The sequence below is a fragment of the Serratia sp. 506_PEND genome (assembly GCF_001076875.1).
GTDB classification, from domain to species: domain Bacteria; phylum Pseudomonadota; class Gammaproteobacteria; order Enterobacterales; family Enterobacteriaceae; genus Serratia; species Serratia marcescens.
In genome coordinates this window covers 1-18,982 of the sequence record NZ_JVEL01000197.1, presented here as the reverse complement: position 1 = coordinate 18,982, position 18,982 = coordinate 1, and the positions used below count along the sequence as shown (strand labels likewise).

Here is an 18,982-nt window from a genome sequence, read left to right as displayed (position 1 = left end):
TGGCCTTTGGTGCCAAGGTTGAGGGGCAAACCTTCGGCACATCTACTACCAGCTCGCCACGTCTAAATCTATTACGCCTGGAGGAGTCGCTATCTGCTGCTCACCTTCGTTTATCTCGAACACTCATCGAACATATGGATTGGATGACGTGTGTCAAGAAGTACGATCGACCACATACTCTGTTTTACCTCGATCCGCCATATTGGGGGACGCAGGGTTACGGCGTCGAATTTGGTCTGGAGCAATACAGTCTGATAGCCGAGCTGGCTAGAACTATCCAGGGCAAGATGATCATCTCGGTAAATGACATCCCGGAGATGCGAAAAGTATTCGATGGGTTATCGATGGTTAGTGCTGGGGTGACTTATAGCCTTGGTGATAATCGACAACAAGCCAGTGAGTTGATCGTTAGTAACATTTACGATTGATATTGCACAGTGCAAAATCATGGTTTTTCTAGTGTTTCTAAAGTGCGAAATTTTCTGCGAAACAGTGCAGAAAATTTCGCCGCGCTACATGCAGCAGGATCTCGTCCAGCGCCACGCTGTTGAAATGCTCGCTGTCGGCGCCGCCGAAGTACGGGAAACCCACCTCGGCGACGTCGTCATGCATGCCCAACAGGCTGAGCTGCAGCTCGACTTCCTGTTGCGATTTGCCTTCGCGCTGTTCCAGGTTCCACTTGCCCTTCTCGCCCCAGCGGAAGCCGATGGAACCCTGCGGCGCCACCAGATCGCCGCTGCGGCTGTCGATAGCGACAGTTTTCCACTCGGGGTTGTTTTCCTGGCCCAATCCGTCCACCAGATCGGCGGCGCGCAGCAGGCGGCCGGCGGCGTAGTGGCCGCCTTCACGCGGCTCCAGCAGCACCAGCATCGGCATGTCGGTATAGCGGCGCACGTAGTCGCGGAAGTAGCCGACTTCGCGATCGAGATGGAACTCTTTCAGCATTACGTGGCCCATCGCCAGCGCCATCGCGCTGTCGGTGCCCTGCTTCGGATTCAGCCAGTGGTCGCACAGCTTGGCGACTTCGGCATAGTCCGGCGTCACCGCCACGGTTTTGGTGCCCTTGTAGCGCACTTCGGTAAAGAAGTGGGCGTCCGGGGTGCGCGTCTGCGGCACGTTGGAGCCCCAGGCGATAATGTAGGAGGAGTTGTACCAGTCGGCGGATTCCGGCACGTCGGTCTGCTCGCCCCAGGTCATCGGCGAGGCCGGCGGCAGATCGCAATACCAGTCGTAGAAGCTCAGGCAGGCGCCGCCGATCAGCGACAGGTAGCGGGCGCCGGCGGCGTAGGACACCATCGACATCGCCGGGATCGGCGAGAAGCCGATAATGCGGTCTGGGCCGAAGGTTTTGGCGGTATAGACGTTGGCGGCGGCGATCAGTTCATTGACCTCTTGCCAGCTGGAACGGACGAAACCGCCGCGGCCGCGCGCCACCTTGTAGCTTTTGGCTTTTTCCGCATCGCCGACGATAGAGCCCCAGGCCGCGACCGGATCGCTGTGCTGCGCTTTCGCTTCGCGCCACAGTTTGAGCAGACGCTTGCGCATCAGCGGGTATTTCAGCCGGTTGGCGCTGTACAGGTACCAGGAGTAACTGGCGCCGCGCGGGCAGCCGCGCGGTTCATGGTTGGGCAGATCGGGACGGGTGCGCGGATAGTCGGTTTGCTGGGTTTCCCAGGTCACCAGACCATTCTTCACGTAGATTTTCCAACTGCAGGAACCGGTGCAGTTCACGCCGTGGGTGGAACGCACCACTTTGTCGTGCTGCCAACGGCTGCGGTAGCCGTCTTCCCAGTCGCGGTTAGTGTTCAAGGTCTGGCCGTGCTCGCCAGAAAAAGGCTCCGCCAACTGCTTGAAATAGCGGAAACGGTCTAAAAATTTGCTCATCCGGAATGCTCCTGAAGGCTCTTGTCGTTATAAGAAGACATGCTCAATCTGCCGCCAGCCTACTGACGGCCAACCGGCGGCAAATTGATTGCGATCAAGAGAAAGCGGGAGGCGACGCGCGCGTCAGGGGTGAAATACCACCAAAGTATAGGTGCGATAAATGAGGTTAATTAATTGAATTAAAATGAATAAATGAGAATATCAAGATGAAGGGGGACAGCTGGGAGGCAAGGCGGGGTATTTGGGGGTAGGACGCGGGAGAAACCTCCCGCGTGATGCTGACTCGTCGCTTTCAGCGTTGAAGCCACAGCGTCGCGGTACCCACGGCGGGCAACGTCAGCTTGACCTCCGTGCCCTCTCCCTGCTGCCGCCAACCCGCCGGAAGGCGCAAGCGGGTGCTCCCCTCTCGATAGTAAGGATTGGCTACCAGCAGCAAGGCGCGATCGCCCAGAATAAACATCCGCGCCGGCATTTGCGGGTCGCTTCCCGCCAGCGGCGTCGATTTTCCCGTCAGCAGATAAGGGGTGAAGGCGGCGATTTGCTGCGACACGGCAGCCACGCCACGCCAGGTGGCGTCAAACTCCCGTTGGTCGAAGCGGCCGGTTTTACGCTTATAAAACAGATCGGTATAAGAATAAAATAACAGCCCCTTGGCGCCGCCGATCAGCGCCTGCCAGGCCTGATTGCGAATTTCCGCCTCTGACGGCGGATGTGGCTTGCGGCGGGCGTCATAAGCGGCGTGATCCATGATTTGCATCACCACCCATGCCCCGCGTGCCTGGCGGGCGGCCTGCACCGTCAGTTCGGTATAACGCGTCGTGCGCGTCAGATCGCGATCGTTCCCCACTGGGTAAGGGTCGGTCGCCAAAATGTCGCTGCTGTTAAAGTAGGCGTCCAACTCCCCGGTTTTGTTCAACACCTGGAAGGTGGGATGATCGCCGTCAAGCCGCTTTATTTGCAGGTTTTTTTCCTCGATCTTATCGAGATATTCCGGCCCCAGTTCATCGTTGATGTACCAGGCGAGCAGGTTGGGCTGAGAGCGCAAGCGCTGCACGTACCAGGCCGTCATCGCCGCGTAGTCGCCACCGCGCGCGGCCGGCGCGAAGCGGCTGCCGCGGTACTGATCTTTGACGGAGTAAATGACCAGCAGCCCGCGCTTGCCTGCGTTGCGGAAAAAGGCGTAAGGATCTTTCTTTTCCCCATAATCATAATTCAGCACCGTGTTGAATCCCGCCGAGGCGATGCGCGCCAAATGCTCATCGGTAGCCACGTTGGCGTAAATGCCCAACGGGAAAAGCCGTTGACCATCGCGCAGGGTAAAGCCTTCGCTGTCGATCGCGACTTTGGCCGCAGGCTGCCCGACGCGAAAAGACAGCTCGCTGCCCTGTGCCGGCTGGGATTGCTGACCGGTGACCTGCTGACGCAGGCGGTATTCCCCCTGGGCCAGGCCGGCCGGCGGTTGGTATTCGATACGGCGCTGCCCTTCAACCTGATAACGGTCGCGGCTACGGTGAACAACCTGCCCCTCGGCATTGAGCAATTCGCTGTCGACCTGCAAATGCTGCGGCTGCGCAGTGACGACCAGCGTGTCGACCTTTCCCTGCGCCGACGCGCCGAGCTGATACAACGCCGGCATAGACGCGCGAGCACACGCATAGGCGTCGTCAAACCAGGCGGTACCGGTGCTCCCCTTACGCAGATAAACGCCAAAAGTGATTCGCGCCGCCTGCGGCGGCACGGTATAGCTGGCGTTCACCTGCCGCCAGCCGCTGTCGCCGGTCACCCCAGCCGGATAACTGCCTTCCAGAAAGCGCCCCTGCGCATCAAAGCTCTGCAGATAAACCCCAGCCCCGCCGTCGCGGCTTTGCCCGCGCACGCCGCGGGTCTTTAGCCAGACGCCGAAATCTATCGTCTGTCCGGGCTCAACCTGCAGCGCCTGGTTGAAGGTACGGTATCGCGCGATATCTGCATTGTCATAACGCAGACTCCCCCTGCCACTGTGCGTATCGCCGTCGGCCTGCGCGCCCTGCGCTCGCCAGCCGCTGAGCCCTTGCTCAAAGCCGGGGTTGGTCAACAGATTGGGTTGGCAGTTCTGCGCCAGAGCCGCTGCGCCCCACAAGGCGCAACAGCCCAGAGCCGCCCGCTGATACATCCCCCTCATGGTCATTTCCTTTTCACCACGGCATTGAACAGATAGGTGGCGAACAAATAGCAGGATTTCTGGTAAGACAGCCCCAAATGCTGACGGTAAATCCGCCATTGCCAGTCCGCAGCGCGGATTTTGTTGCCCGACAGCGAATGGGTAGACAACCGGTAACAGGCCAGCGGTTCGGGAATGCAGTAGGCCAGGCCGTTACGCGCCTTCTGCAGCACCGCCAGCCACATCAAGTAGTCCTCATGCCCCACTTTTTGCTGATACACCTTACCGATGCGCTTCTGGTTATAGATGCCGGTGAGATTGCCGATCCAGTTGCTTTTCAACATGTCCTGATAGCCGATAAGCTCATCCGCACCACGGGTGTTTTTGATCAATTTCAGGTCGTCTTCGAAGGTGTAATAATGGGAACACACCACGTCATAGCGGCGGGTTTGCAAAATGCTCGCCTGGCGCGACAGCTTGTTGGGGAGCCATACGTCATCACTGTCGCAGAAGGCGATATAGTCCCCGCTCGCCGCCTCAATGCCGATGTTGCGCGTTTCCGCCACGCCCTGGTTATGCTCATTGCGTATATAGGTGAGGCGATCGTGGATAAACGGCCGCACCACCTCGGCGGTGTTGTCGGTGGACGCATCATCGATCACATACAGGTGATAGTCGGTAAATTGCTGGTTCAGCACGCCAAGGATCGATTCTTTGATAGAGTTTGCCGCGTTGTAGGCGGGCATTATCACGGATATCTTTTCCATTCTGTCCTCACTCAATGAGCTGTTGCCACTGGGGATAAATACGTTCGGGAGAAAAACGGCGAGACTTATCTAGCGCAGCGACAGAAAAGCGATCGCGCAGGTCCGGGTCGCGCATCAGTTCGAGCACGCCTTCGCTGAAGGCGGCGGCATCGTCATCGGGCACCAGATAGCCGTTGACGCCGTTGTCTATCAGCTCGGCCGGGCCGGTCTTGCAATCGTAGGCCACCAACGGCAGGCCGAAACTCATGGCTTCGATCAGCACCATCGGCAACCCCTCATAGCGCGACGTCATCAAATACAGACTGGCCTGGCGATAATAGGCCGCCACGTCGGCGGTGGCCGGCAGCAGGCTCACCTGCCGCTCCAGCCCGGCGCCTTCAATCTGCCGCCGCAGTGCGTCACGCTCAGGGCCGTCGCCAATAATCAACAGCCGCCAATCCGGCATTTGCGCCGCCACCCCGCGCCACAGCGCGATCAGACGATCGAAGCCTTTCTGATTGCTCAACCGCCCCACCGCCAGCGCCACCTTTTCCTGCAGCGCCGGCGTCGGCGCCTGTGCGCCGAACGGCGAAACGTTCTCGATCACCCGGCATTTCCCGGCGCCCACCCAGCGAGCGATGGCGTCGCGATCTTGCCGCGTCAGGAAAATCACGCGATCGCCCAACCGGTAAACCAACAACTTCAGCCATTTAAATACGCGCGGATACTGGTGAAAGCTGACGTGCTCGCTCAATAACAGCCGGCTGCGGGCACAGAACAAACGTAGAAAAGGCGTCATCACCACCGACAGTTTTCCCATGGAAACGGTAATGATCGCGTCCGCGCGTTCACGCCGCAGTGCCAACGCCAGCCGCCATGGCCAGAACAGCGAATCGCCGCCGCCACAGCGTAGCCGGACGTCGCTCGCCAGCGGAAAGAAGCTCCGCTCGCCACACAGCGAAAACACCGCCACCTCGTAATTCGGCAGACGCGCCAACGCATTGGCCAAACCGCTGGCGACCCGTTCAGTGCCGCCCTTGCCCGCCATATTTTCGATGACGATGATTACCTTGCGTGCTTGCATATCATCTCCTGAATCCCTGGCGCACATTGCGCAACAGCCGGCCGCCAACCGAGAACAACCCCAGCCGCGTCAGACAATCGCCATACCATTTGATCATCTTGAACTTGCCGCTCAGGCTGTGCCGCACGATGCGCGACGAGTAATAATTGAACGCCTGGGCGTTTTCCGAATACAGCGAGGCCAGCAGGTGCTTGCAGGCGAATCCGCTGATATGGCGATCGCTGGGGCTGAGGAAGGTATTGATAAAGCGGTCGCTGGCCTCCAGATTAAGCTTCGCCGTCATGCGTCCGTAACGCCCCACGTCGAGAAACACCCCGCCGCCGGCGTCATACGCCACTTGCGCGCCCAAATTGGTGGCGTTGACCAGAAAGCCCCAATCCTGATGCTTGTTGAGAAACTCGGGAAATAAAAAGCGGCGATCGCTTTTTTTACGCATGCTGATGGTGGATGATCGAATATCGCCCATTTCCAGAAAAAGAAAATCCTCGCCGGAAGAACCGGATTTGTAGTGAAAGTTGAAGTCGCGTACCGAATCGCCGCTCACCTCTGCATAATTACCGAAGATAATATCAATATGGCGATCTTCATGCTTCTTCATGCGGCGAATAATATAGTTGGTAGTAAAGTAATCATCCGAATCGAGAAAAAACACGATCTCCGATTGCGCTAAATTGGCGCCCAGGTTGCGCGATACCGCCGCATTGCTCTTCTGTTTTTTCTCATGTAGCATCACGTTGCTATTAGTCGCCGCTATCTGGCGAATATATTTGATATCATCCTCGTCAGAGCAATCATCAACCAAAATCACCTGATAGTCGAACCCTTGGCAAGCGCTGAAAATCCGCTTCAGAGTTTTAGGCAGGTAACGCGCACTATTATAAATAGGGATCACGATCGAGAAATCCATTTCTTAACCCTCCAACTTAGAATTTATCATTTCTTTTCCACGGCAAAGCAGCAATAACGACACGTTAAATACCGGGACCAAAAAATAGGTTTCCGTAAAAGTTGTCAGCAGGAAAACAACCACCACCCAGCGCATGAATCGACTCAGCCTGCGCATATTACCCAACAGGTGAAAATAACAAAAAAGCATGACAACAGAGGCGATCCCACCAGCCGAATAAAACATGGCGATGAAGAAGAAATCGACCGGCTTATAGGGTTCGATATTCATGCCGAACAGCGGATTGGGTAGCCCCACCGCCTGAAACATCTGCCAGGAGAACCAGATGCGCCCGGTCAACGCCTGATTCAACAGCGCATCCAATGCCGGATTGCTCCCCCAGCGTATAACGCTGGCGAACTGGAAGCCTACGATGACCAACGTCAGCGCAATGCAGACTTTTCTATTGGGGGTAAAACGCAGCAGCGGCGCCAGCCAAAACAGCAACAACATCAACAGTGCCAACATAAAACAGGTGCGGGAATAGGAATACATCAGCACCGGGATAATTAACGCCGACACCGCCAGTGAGGCGATATTTTTCATTCCACGCGTTAATTTCGCATGGTCGATCAGGCACAGCAGCATGGCGAACAAGGCAAAAGAATAATACGCCAAGGTATTCGGGTTATCGAAACCCAGCGTTAATCTGTTGCCATAGCGCTCATCAAGGTAAACAAATCCATTGGTGTAAAAGGTATAAGGGATAACCATCAACAGCCCGGCAACCACAAAAGCGATAGCGAACATTTCAGCGCCGCGCACCATCTCGATGCGGCGGAATAAAATTATCACCGCAGAGCTGAATACCGCGCCAAAAAGGTAATCGCCATGTCCGGTGGCGATATTAACCAGAAACAGCAGAACCAAAAAACCCGCAACCGCTTTTTCCGCCATCGTAGCGATGAAAAATGCATAGCCGACATAGAGCAACATCAGGGCATTGAGCCCCATCACAGTTTTATTAATCAGCTCGCTGTTGAACGATCCCGAGGTCAGGAAAGTTTTCACGAAAAAGATCAACAGGAAGGTCAATATGATTGATTGATTGACCAAATCCCGCGACTGACTATAACCAACATTGGCATGCATGTGAAAATTGGAGGCGACTCTCTGCATAAGCGTTTACTCAGTAAAATAACTGCCCCATTCCTGCTCGATGTTTTCCGGCTTAAGCTTGCTTAATCCCGCACCAGGCGTAAACGTCAATTCACCGAAATAGACCTTCTCACCGACCTGGTAGAAATCCACGCGGACATAAGAGAACTGCTGCGCAACCTGGCGAGCCAAACGCGTCATTTCTTCCAGCCGCGTAGGTCGCGGCATCGGTTCGTCGGCATTCGGCAAGTTGATGCGGATTTCGGTGCGGTTCCAGTCGAGATCAAAAATATCGCGCCGATGGGTGCCGAAACGCTGATAATCCACCTGGATAAACATGCGAATTTCATGGTTGTCGTTGAAACAATGAAATTTGATATCGTTCGGCACCTGCTCACCATCCAGCAACATGCGTTCCACCATGATGCAGGGTTCGATGTCCAGATAATGCTTTTCGCGACTCTGCTCGTAAAAGTTGCTGCGCATCCACGAACTGCTGAGATCGTACAATTCCGCGTAGCTAACCTGTTGCTTGTCGAACACCAACCGGTTATAGCCGCTGCCATGGTTGGCCTTCAGCACGAAGGCGTCTGGCAACTGCCTGAACGTGTCGTAGCTGAGTTCAGTGCCATGCGCATACAGCTCCACCAGATACTCTTCGCCCCACAGGCCGGCAATAAATTCGCGGACCTTGTATTTGTCCGACAAGGTGGTGTAGATGCTGCGCGGATAAATTTTGCGGCGCATGATCTTTTCGCTGAAGCCGGTCGGTTTTGACAGGTGCGGCAATTTTTTGAAATAGAGCGCGTATTTAACCTGATGGTGCCAGGCATCGGGCAGGCGCTTGGAAATGCTTTTAACCAGGGTGTTTAACATGCTCTCTCCTTAATTTGCTGACGAGACGCGGCAGGCAGTAAAAACAGGTCAGCTGCAGTCGGGTAATTTTCCCGCCACGGAATAAACTGTTCAGAACGAAGAACGAAATGAATTCCGCCAGTAGTGTAGACACCGCAGCGCCGGTCAGGCCGTAACGCGGGATCAGCAGCAGATTCATCGCCACGTTCAGCAGAGCCACCAACGGCATCTTGATGGCGATAAAGCGATAACCGGCGAACAGCACGATGCTGCGATACGAAACCGTCCCCATCACTGAGAACAGCGAGGTCAGCGTACAAATAGCCAGGATGTCGGCGGCCGGTTGAAAAGCGGCGCCATACAGCAGCGCAATAGCCGGGTGGGCGAACCACCACAGACCCAGCAGCACCGGCAACGACAGGCCCAATACCACCAGATAAAGCACCCGGATGCGGTACTCCTGCTCCAACGGGTCGCGACAGTTGGCAATACCCGGCATCAACGAGGTGATCAGCGCCATCGGCACAAAAACCCACCCCTGGCTGAGGGTGGTCGCGGCGCTGAACCAGCCCACCGCCTGCTCGCCGACCAGATTGCCCAGCATGATTTGATCGATGCGGGTATAAATCACTATCGCCAGACTGGAGATGGCCAACGGCAGGCCCACTTTCAGCAAATAACGGCCATAGCGCCCGGCCTGGCGCGGCGTAACCCGCGGCGAGGCCGCAGCTTCCCCACGAAATAGCCAGAGGCGCACCAGATAAGGTACGGCGCTGCTGAGGATGTAGGGTACCGCGAACCACACCAGCGGCAGCGCGGCGCTCACCAGCGCCAGCCGCAGTCCGATCGACAACAGCAGCGCCAGGTTGTTGATCAGCGTATTGCGTTTCGACTGCAGGCGGGCATCGTAATAAATTTTGTACACGTCCTGAATCGAGAAATAGGCGCTGATAAGCAGCAACAGCGTCATCAGTTGACCGGCTGGCGGCTGGCTGAAATAGCTCCATATCAGCATCGGCAGCGCCACCACCAGGAACAGCCGGCGGCGCAAACGCATCGAAGCCAACATCAGGCGAATGCCGCTCGGCGGGCGGCGGGCGACGCGGTTGAAAATGATGCTGTCGGCGCCCAGCTGCACCAGCGGCACCACGATGGCGATCGTCGCCAACAGATAGTTGAGAGCGCCAAACTGGGCGGGCCCCAGATAGCGCGCAACGTAAATGGAGACGAAGATGCCGGACAGGCTGAGCGAAACGCGTTCCAGCATCAGCCACAGGGCATTGGTGATAATGGCCTTCACCCGCTTATTCCTCTGCCTGCCGCTGATCTTCCCGATGGCTTGGATAGGCGAAGTTGTAATAGCTCATGTCGGTCGCCGCCCTTTTCACGATGCCGTTGAGGATTACGCCTCTGATCGCCACGCCATTCTGTTCGAAACGGCGCATGCTGGTTTCGATCTGCTTGACGGTGTTCACCTCAAAACGCACCACCAACAGTGACGTACCGGCGTGATTGCCGACGATGGCCGCGTCCGTCACCGCCAGAATCGGCGGCGTATCGATCAGCACCAGATCGTAGTTTTGCCCGGCCCAGCGCAGGAAATCGGCGAAACGGCGATGCATCAGCAGCTCGGACGGGTTCGGCGGCACCTGACCACGTGGCACGAAGTCCAGATTGGCGATGGCGGTTTTCCGCACCGCCTGTTCCGTCATCACTTTGCCCACCAGCATGTCGGACAGCCCTTGATGAGCATCGTCCGATAACCAACGATGCAAAAATCCTTTACGCATATCCGCATCGATCAACAGCACCCGCTGCCCGGCCTGCGCCACCACCACCGCCAGGTTGGTGCTGGTAAAACTCTTGCCGCTTTCCGGACTGGCGCCGGAGACCATCAAAATGTTGTTTTTGGCCTCCAGCATGGCGAAGTGCAGGCTGGTGCGCAGGCTGCGAATGGCCTCCACCGACAGATCCGCCGGCTCAACCGCCGCCAGGATCGGCAGGCGACGACCGCCGGATTTGGGCAACAGCAGGCGTTGTTCGCGATTGCGTTTCGCCTGCCATGGCGACAGCGGCACGGTGGCGTAGACGTTGATGCCTCGCTTCTCCAGCGTATCGATATCATTGATGCCGCGATGGAAGGCGGTGCGCAGCAGCACCACGGCCGCGGTGCCCGCAGCGCCCAGTATCAACGCCAACAACACGATTAGCATCTTTTGCGGCTGAATCGGTCGGATAGCGGTTTCCGCCTCGTCGACGATGCGAATATTGCCCACCGTGCCGGCCTTGCTGATGCTCAGCTCCTGCTGTTTGTTCATCAGTTGCATGTAAACCTGCTGATCCACCTGCACGTCGCGGGTGAGACGCAGGATCTCCTGCTGCATTTTCGGCAGCGTCTGTACCTGTTTGCCGAGCCGCGCCTTTTCCGCCTCCAGCGTGGCGCGCTTTTCCATCAGCGCCCGGTAAGCCGGGTGCACGCGGGTATAAAGCTTGGAAATCTCCGCCTCCTTGAAGGTCAGCTCGTTGAGCTGGGCTTCGAGCTGCACCTGAGTGTCCAGCACCGACTTGGCTTCCAGCGACAGATCCACCGAATCGTTTTGCTGGCGGAACTGGTTGAGCTGGTTTTCGGCGTTGTTCAACGAGGTTTGCGTTTGCGGCAGCTGCTCCTGCAGGAAGGCCAGCATTCTCTGCGCCTCTTCCGTTTTGCGATCCACGTTCTGCTGCAGGTAGTTATCGGTGATGTTCTTCAGCACCGCCTCGGCACGCTGCGGATCTTCGCTCGGCAGCGTAAACGTCATGATGCCGCTGTCCTTGCCGCTCGGCACTACGCCCAGGTATTTACGCAGATCGTCCACCGCTTCTTGACGCGCGACTTTAACCACGGTGAAACTGGTGCCCGGCGCCGCATCCAGCGCCGAAACGGTCATGCTCCACTCGCCCTGCGCCACCGGTTGCCCAACCACGCCGCTGAACAATTTGGCGCCGTCATGGCTCAGCTCGTAATGTTGCCCATCGCGCACCGTCAGCGTCAGCGCTTCGCCCTGCATATCCGCCGGCGTTGTCAGCGTACCGATGTCCAATACCGGCGTCTTTTCACCGCTCAGTCGGGCGAAACCTTTACCGAATACCGGGAAATAGTCCGGTTCGACGCGCACCGTCAGGCCGAGGGCATCCACCGTTTTGCCGAGCACGTAGCGCGACTTGACCAGCGTCACCTCATCCTGCGTCGTCGAATTTTGCCCCAGCGAACTGTCCAGCGTTTCACGCAGCAGCGAATCGCCGGACAGCTGATTCTCCACCTGCACCACCGCCGTGGCCTGATACACCGGGGTAGCCAACAGGGCGTAGGCGACGCCCAGCGCACCGGCCACGCCGGTCACGACGGCGATCCGCCAGCGGTTATCCCACAGCGGCCCTACCAGACGCTCCCACTCCAGCTTTTCATCTTGTTCGGCCACCATCACGGACAGCGCATTGTTTTTCATCTTCTGTTCCTTATTCACCCTGCGGAGTTACCAGTTGCGCACGCGCAAGGTAGCCTCGCTGAGATCGTTAAAACTGCTGATGGTCGGCACCAGCTGGCTGATCAAACGGTTCCAGCGCGCGATAGGCGCCGCGGTGACGTACACGACGTCGTAAGGGTGCAGCTGAAATTCAGCGCCCATCGCCAGCGCGCTGGCGTCGGAGAGATCGAACTGATACAGCGTCGCCAGCCGCTGCGGGGGGTTGCCGCCGCTCGGCCGGATCACGAACACCCCGGTCGCATCCGCCACCGTCTGGCTGATCCCTTCGGAAGATCCGAGGGCTTCGGTCAGGGTCATGCCGCTGCGATCCATCTTCAGCGTCGTTTGCTTGCCCACCTCGCCCATCACGAACACTTTCAAGTTGTCATTGCGCGGAATGTAGAGGATGTCGCCCGGCTGCAGCAGCGCGTTCTGGCTGATGTCGCCACGCTGCATCAGCGCCTGCAGCGAGATGGCCCGCTCTTTGCCCTGATGCGTCAGCACCACGTTGCGCCAGTCGGCATTGTCCGTCAGGCCGCCGGCGGCGTTGATCGCATCCAGAATGGTCAGCGGCACGTTGGTGATCGCCTGCTGACCGGAGGTTTTCACCTCACCGGTCACATAAGCCTTCTGCGAGCGGAACGCGGCGATGCTGACATCCACCTGCGGGCTTTCCACATACTGCGCCAGACGGCCGGCGATCAGGCTGCGCACTTCGGTGACGGTTTTACCCACCACCGCCACGCGCCCGATATAGGGGTAAAAGATCGTGCCATCCGCATGCACCCAGTTACCGGTGTCGCTGGCGCTGCGATATTGCCCGGCCGGCGTGGTCAACTCGGGGTGATCCCAGACGGTGACGTTCAACACGTCGCCGACGCCGATACGGTATTGGTAGCTCTGCAACCGCTGGTCCAGCGCCGGATTCGGCTGGGCGACCGGTTCAACGCGCCGCATTTTCTGCAGCAGCATCGGTGACATGCGGTAGACCTGTACCTGGCTGTTCAAATCGAAATCGTCGTCTTGTTGCACGACGATGGCTTTTCCGCTGGTCGGTAAATGTGAGCCGGGAACCACCGTACAACCGCTCAATAACGCGGAGGTGAAGGCCAACGGCATCAAAAGAGGCAAATGAAAATTCATGGAAGTACCGTGATAAACGGGCTGCTGCCGCAGCCCGTGAGAGGATTAACGCCCGACGGTTGGATTATCGCTGAGCATCGTCGCCTGACGCGGTTCGCGCAACATGGCGAAATAACCGCAAAAACAGAACAGAAACGCCACCAGCATCAGGCTTTCCTGCAGTTGCAACACTTCACTGCAAATGCCGATGCAGGCCAGCGTCACCGCCAGCATGGTGCTCATTGCCAGTGCCTGACGCGCATTGAGTCCGCGACGCATCAGAATATGGTGCAAATGATCGCGGCCCGCTTTGAAGGGGCTTTGGCGGCGCAACAGGCGGCGCACCATCACGGTCACCATGTCCATCAGCGGAATGGCGATCAGCCACAGCGCGGTGACCGGGCGCATTACCGCCTGCTGCCCCTGCGTCGCCAGCAACACCAGCCACAGCACGCTGAAGCCGATCACCATGCTGCCGGCGTCCCCCATAAAGATTTTGTTACGCGCGCCGAACAGGCTCAGGTTGAACAGCAGATAAGCCGCCAGCGCGACGATCATGCCCAGGCACCACAGCGCCAGATCTCCCCGGCCACCCAGTCCGAACACGATGGCCAGCGCAATGAAGGTCACGCAGGATAAGGCGCCCAGTTGCCCGTCGATGCCATCCACCATGTTGTAGGCGTTGATCGCTCCCCATACCGCCAGCGGCGTGAGCAGCAACGCGCCATAACCGAGCATCACTTCCTGATGGCCCCAGGCATGGCCCAATGAGGAAAGCTGCATCCCTGCCGCCAGCATCATCGCCAGCGCGATCCCTCCCTGCACCATGACGCGCGGCGCCACGGGCAGATCAAAGCGGTCATCCAGCACGCCCAACACCACCAGCGCCGTAATGCACAGCAGATAGACGGTGCTGTCGGGCAGCCAGGCGGGTTGCCACAGCGCCATCAGCATCAGCGTCAGGTACACGGCGATGCCGCCGACCAACGGAATATGTCCCAGATGTTGCTTGCGCGCATTGGGCTTATCCACTAATCCCACCGTCAAGGCGACCCGGCGGGCAATAAGGATCCACGCGACCGCCAGCACAAATATCACGCTCAGTTGATATAACATCGTTCCTCCAGCGAATAAGCACGCTACCGCCCTTGAGTTACAGCTCCCAATGCGCTATTAACAAAAACAAAATTGATCCTGCCAGGATATAAGTCAGCATGAATTAATCCTGAAAAATACAGATTTATCCGCTTGTCGGCGGAAATAAGTAAATAACGTCAGCGTGCGGTTAAGTTATCTATCAGAAAACTCATGTTTAATGGTTCTTTCGATTGCCGAATCAAGTTCAACAGGCGCCACGAAATTATTTTGCACATTACTTTTAAACTGCGTTCTGGCGCAGAATTTCTGTACTCTGACGCGGCTTATTGGGAATTTCTTTCGACTTATTTTACTCACAACATCCAATGCGGTTGCGCCGCATATGCCTACGGCATAAGGAATGCGAATTGTCTTATTTTTTCTCCCCAATGAAGAGGAAATGACGTCGACCAATTGATTCATCGTAAAGTCCGGTTTATCGACGTAGTTGCTGACCTGATAACTTGACTGTTGATCCAGCGCATGTTCCAGCCGCGCGGCAATATTTTCAACGTAGGCCATCGACTTCATATTATTGCCGCTGCCAATCATCACGAAACGTCCGCTGGCGATCTGACGGAACAGGTTATACACGTTGCCGCGGTTGCCTTCGCCGAATACCACCGTTGGACGGATGATAGTCAACCGATTTTCCACATCGGCCTTGCGCCAGGCTTCATAAACGTATTCCGCCTCGAGCTTGGACTTGCCGTAATGGTTGAAAGGCTCGAAACTTCCTTCTTCGCCGGTTTCCTGTTTGACGAAGCCGTAAACAGCGACGGAGGAGGTGAAAATGATTTGGCGGATATTCAGGGCGGAGGCTGTCATGCAGACATGCCGCGCGCCTTCGACATTGACCTGATAATAGAGCGAAATGGGATCGACGTTGTCCTGATGTTCCGCCGCCAGATTAATGATGGCGTCGCAGCCCGTCAGCGGTTCTTGCAAAGTCTGAGGTTGCGTCACATCGCCATACTGATAGAGCGCGGGAAAATGTGCGCTGGGTTGCTTATCCACGATGACCAACGTCAGATCATCGCGCGCACTGAGACGTTTCGCCAGGCGTGTTCCGATAAAACCGGAACCCCCGATAATAGCTACTTTACGCTTATCCATAATTTGTCACTCAGCAGGTTCTCATTATTCCTGTCGCACCATTGGGACAGGACGCTAATACGCGTTAGGTAATGAGTTCCAGACTGGACAAATCGAACCTGGCTTTCAAATAACAAATAATGAAATAAAAGATTTCATCAAATGTAAAATTATCGCTAAAGATAAAACCTCATTCAGCGCTAATTTTTAACATCGTAAGCAACTTGATATTGCAAGGTTTTATTCGGCAATATGAGATTAATCCGACCTTTGCCCGGCGTCGAAGAGGTCTCATATTTTACCGGCAATTTAAGCTGCCCTTGCTTAGGATCGACACATTCGATGGTGGCTTGATCCATGTTCTCTCCCTGGTAAAGGCAGAGCAGAGTTTGCGGGCTGTTGGTATGGGGGTTATTCAGCGTCAGCGTCAACACCACGCGCGTGTTGTTCTGAATATCATTGATCACCGGGGGGCGGGTTTGGTTGCCGAGCACATATGAAAAATGTGAAATAACCAGCAAAGAGGCGAATACCGTCAGGTATTTCACTACACGGCTGGCGGGTATGCTGAAAAAGCGACGCACCGCCGCCGACTTTTTTTCACGCACCGGTTCTTTGGATGACTCCACCGTTGCAACAGGCGCAGCAACCAGCGTCGATTTATGCAGCTTATCTATTTTTTCATCGTTTGTTTCAGACGACTCACTTTCACTTTCAGAAAGTTCCGCTTGAATATCAACACCAATATCTTCACCGCCATTTAATATATCATCATCAGCGTAGTCTTCATCCTCGGATATAAAGTGAAAAGCCGCTTGATTTTCCACCTTGTAACCCAAACGAGGAATGGTTCTGATAAGCGTGTGTTCCGTGTCGCTAATCTTTTGGCGAATAGATTTAATTGTTTGATTTATCGTTGAATCTGAGCAATAGGTTCCTTTCCAGATATTTTCTATAATTTCCGTTCGGGTAACCAGTTCTGGTGATCTGGCGACAAGCAGCGAAAGAATTTGATACTCCTTCCAACGCAGACGAAATTTCTCCCCGGCAGGAGTCAGAACATCGAGATTCCTAATCTTTATTCTTTTATCAAGATTCACTTTTAATTTCCTTAGCGTGCCTGTCCTGCACACTTTGTATAGAAATATCAAAAAATGTTCAAGAAATTAAATGTAAACTCAACAGGTTGCATTCATCGGATATTGGCCTTTATAAAAATTTTCTGATTTCATTTTTTACATTAGGCCATATTAAGGATGTTCCGTTTATCCAAATGACTCTTTTTCCCTGTTGGCAACATGGATTTCTTTCATGGTCACCGTAAAATTCAAATGAACACCTCATTGATTTAAAAAGGAAAAACTAACCATGTTGTTCGATTGTTAATCGAATGAAATTGTGAAATTTCATTCTTATCCGTGAATTCATTGTGTTTTCCCACCTAATCTGATTGTCAGATAGACTACAAAAAGCCGAAAAAAACAGAATGAGAGTTATCTGATTTAACCCCGTCACACATTCCACTCGGCGTGTGCAGCATCTAAGACAAAACCCTATTACTGATTTTATAACAATCGCACTAATTATGCCTTCCCCTCCCGGAAATTTCATTTAATCTGCGAAAAGACATTAACGCCTTAATGTAAGAATACTCTCAATAAAACGAAAAAAACGTGCAAATAATATAATCCGTTTTGGCGAAAATATTCCCACATTGAGAGATAGTGCTATAAAAAAAGAAAAAAACGGCAAGCGAAGATGAGAATTTTACCTAAAGGCAGAAAATTTCACTGAGGAGGCGAGGAGAGATGACTCGGAATGAGAGAAATATCCCTCCCCTGTCGGGAGGGATTGAGAAAGCGGTTTGATACTCAGGCCTTTTTCTTGCGGCCATACACCGCCCAGGTGATGACCACACACAAGATATAGAACACCAGGAATACTTTCATTGCCCCCGCCGGCGAACCGGTCAGCGCCAGCGAGGTGCCGAATGCCTGGGGAATAAAGAAACCGCCTGCGGCGCCGATCGCTGAGATAAAGCCCAATGCGGCGGCGGAGTCCGTCACCGCTTCACGCTGTGCGCTCTCGTCACTGCCGCCGGCCGCTTTCACGCGATCGACAGTGATTTTACGGAAAATGACGGCGATCATTTGGAAAGTCGATCCGCTACCCAGCCCCGCCGTGAGGAACAACACCATAAAGATGCCGTAGAAGGCGATAAACGAACCGCCCTCGCCCGCTGTCGGCAAGGTCAGGAACAACAGCGCGGCGAACACGGCCATCACCACAAAGTTGATCAACGTCACCCGCACGCCGCCGAAACGGTCAGACAGCGCGCCGCCGACCGGCCGTGCCAGCGCACCGAGGAACGGCCCGAAGAAAGCGTAATGCAGGATCACGACCTCCGGAAATTGCGTCTTCGACAGCATGGCGAAACCGGCGGAGAAACCGATGAAAGAACCGAAGGTCGCGAGGTACAGCAAACTCAGCATCCACAAATGCCCACGTTTGAGCACTGGCAGTTGCTGGCGCAGCGATGCCTTGGCAGCCGCCAGATCGTTCATGCCGAACCAGGCCGCCAAGGTGGCGACCAGCAGGAACGGTACCCAGATCCAGGCGGCATTTTCCAGCCACAGCTGCCCCCCTTCTGCCTGATCTTGCGCCGTGCCGCCAAACAGACCAAACAGGCTGAAAGAGATCGCCAACGGCGCGACCAGTTGCATGACGCTGACGCCCAGATTCCCCAACCCGCCGTTGAGACCCAACGCGCCACCCTGACGCGCTTTCGGGAAGAAGAAGCTGATATTGGCCATGCTGGAGGCAAAGTTGGCGCCCGCAAAACCGCACAGCAGGGAAATGATGACGAATACACTGTACGGCGTGCTGCTGTCCTGCACCGCGAATCCCAGCCACAGGCACGGCACCAGCAGGAAGCAGGTGCTGATAGCGGTCCAGCGACGGCCGCCAAACAGCGGGATCACGAAGGAATACGGCACGCGTAAAATAGCGCCCGAGACCGACGGCAGCGCTGTCAACAGGAACAATTGGTCAGTGGAAAAGTTGAAGCCAACCTTGTTCAGGTTGACCGCCACGGCGCTGAACAGCATCCAGACGCAGAAGGCCAGCAGCAGACAGGGAATGGAAATCCACAGGTTGCGGGTGGCGATGCGATGGCCACGCTGCAGCCAAAAGGCGCTGTCTTCAGGATGCCAATCCTGAATCAGCGCACCGGTTTTCTTTGATGAAGGCGTTGCAAGTTGCGACATAAAAACCTCAGACACGGGGGATTATTCCGACACCCTAGGGGGCGGCCCCGGCGGCAAAGTTGATGTATATCAACCCGAATGCAAGTAGTTGGCGGCACAAATAGCG

13 protein-coding genes and 2 pseudogenes are annotated in these 18,982 nt (G+C 55.6%); 1 reads left to right on the top strand and 14 read right to left on the bottom strand.

From position 1 onward, the window contains the following. Positions 1 to 428: pseudogene (locus ADK28_RS04825) on the top strand (DNA adenine methylase); the annotation flags it as partial. 88 nt (positions 429 to 516) lie between these two features. On the opposite strand, the pseudogene ADK28_RS04820 reads toward ADK28_RS04825, so the two are convergent. The 14 genes and pseudogenes from ADK28_RS04820 to ADK28_RS04755 form a co-directional block, all read right to left on the bottom strand. After that, positions 517 to 1,884, bottom strand: a pseudogene (locus tag ADK28_RS04820) (molybdopterin-dependent oxidoreductase); the annotation flags it as partial. Positions 1,885 to 2,176: 292 nt separating this feature from the next. Then, positions 2,177 to 4,036, bottom strand: coding sequence for a carbohydrate-binding protein (locus ADK28_RS04815; protein ID WP_033640055.1), 1,860 nt, complete (start codon positions 4,034 to 4,036; stop codon positions 2,177 to 2,179). A gap of 11 nt (positions 4,037 to 4,047) precedes the next feature. Then, complete coding sequence (locus tag ADK28_RS04810; RefSeq protein ID WP_015378195.1) at positions 4,048 to 4,791, bottom strand: glycosyltransferase family 2 protein; 744 nt, start codon at positions 4,789 to 4,791, stop codon at positions 4,048 to 4,050. 7 nt (positions 4,792 to 4,798) lie between these two features. Then, on the bottom strand, positions 4,799 to 5,854 hold the full coding sequence (locus ADK28_RS04805; protein ID WP_033640054.1) for a glycosyltransferase family 4 protein: 1,056 nt from the start codon (positions 5,852 to 5,854) through the stop codon (positions 4,799 to 4,801). Position 5,855: 1 nt separating this feature from the next. Continuing rightward, a complete protein-coding gene (locus tag ADK28_RS04800; protein ID WP_033640053.1) occupies positions 5,856 to 6,761 on the bottom strand; it encodes a glycosyltransferase family 2 protein in 906 nt (301 codons plus the stop codon). A 3-nt stretch (positions 6,762 to 6,764) separates the two neighbouring features. Further along, entirely contained in the window at positions 6,765 to 7,919 is a 1,155-nt protein-coding gene (locus ADK28_RS04795; protein WP_048795032.1) for a hypothetical protein, read from the bottom strand. Between the two features lie 6 nt (positions 7,920 to 7,925). Next, on the bottom strand, positions 7,926 to 8,774 hold the full coding sequence (locus ADK28_RS04790; RefSeq protein ID WP_028127496.1) for an ATP-grasp fold amidoligase family protein: 849 nt from the start codon (positions 8,772 to 8,774) through the stop codon (positions 7,926 to 7,928). Beyond that, positions 8,755 to 10,053 carry a flippase gene (locus ADK28_RS04785; RefSeq protein WP_048795031.1) on the bottom strand — a complete coding sequence of 433 codons (1,299 nt, stop codon included), beginning with the start codon at positions 10,051 to 10,053 and terminating at the stop codon, positions 8,755 to 8,757. Before ADK28_RS04785 ends, ADK28_RS04790 begins: the two co-directional genes overlap by 20 nt. 4 nt (positions 10,054 to 10,057) lie before the next feature. Next, complete coding sequence (locus ADK28_RS04780; RefSeq protein WP_016927353.1) at positions 10,058 to 12,238, bottom strand: polysaccharide biosynthesis tyrosine autokinase; 2,181 nt, start codon at positions 12,236 to 12,238, stop codon at positions 10,058 to 10,060. 27 nt (positions 12,239 to 12,265) lie between these two features. After that, a complete protein-coding gene (locus ADK28_RS04775; RefSeq protein ID WP_028127497.1) occupies positions 12,266 to 13,399 on the bottom strand; it encodes a polysaccharide export protein in 1,134 nt (377 codons plus the stop codon). A 45-nt stretch (positions 13,400 to 13,444) separates the two neighbouring features. Continuing rightward, entirely contained in the window at positions 13,445 to 14,494 is a 1,050-nt protein-coding gene (wecA, locus tag ADK28_RS04770) for a UDP-N-acetylglucosamine--undecaprenyl-phosphate N-acetylglucosaminephosphotransferase (protein WP_033640050.1), read from the bottom strand. Positions 14,495 to 14,668: 174 nt separating this feature from the next. Beyond that, on the bottom strand, positions 14,669 to 15,631 hold the full coding sequence (locus ADK28_RS04765) for an NAD-dependent epimerase/dehydratase family protein (protein ID WP_016927350.1): 963 nt from the start codon (positions 15,629 to 15,631) through the stop codon (positions 14,669 to 14,671). Positions 15,632 to 15,810: 179 nt separating this feature from the next. Next, entirely contained in the window at positions 15,811 to 16,710 is a 900-nt protein-coding gene (locus ADK28_RS04760; protein WP_033640049.1) for a winged helix-turn-helix domain-containing protein, read from the bottom strand. Positions 16,711 to 17,481: 771 nt separating this feature from the next. Further along, positions 17,482 to 18,876 (bottom strand): NarK family nitrate/nitrite MFS transporter, encoded by a 1,395-nt coding sequence (locus ADK28_RS04755; RefSeq protein ID WP_033640048.1) that lies wholly within the window; start codon positions 18,874 to 18,876, stop codon positions 17,482 to 17,484. Positions 18,877 to 18,982 lie beyond the last annotated feature (106 nt).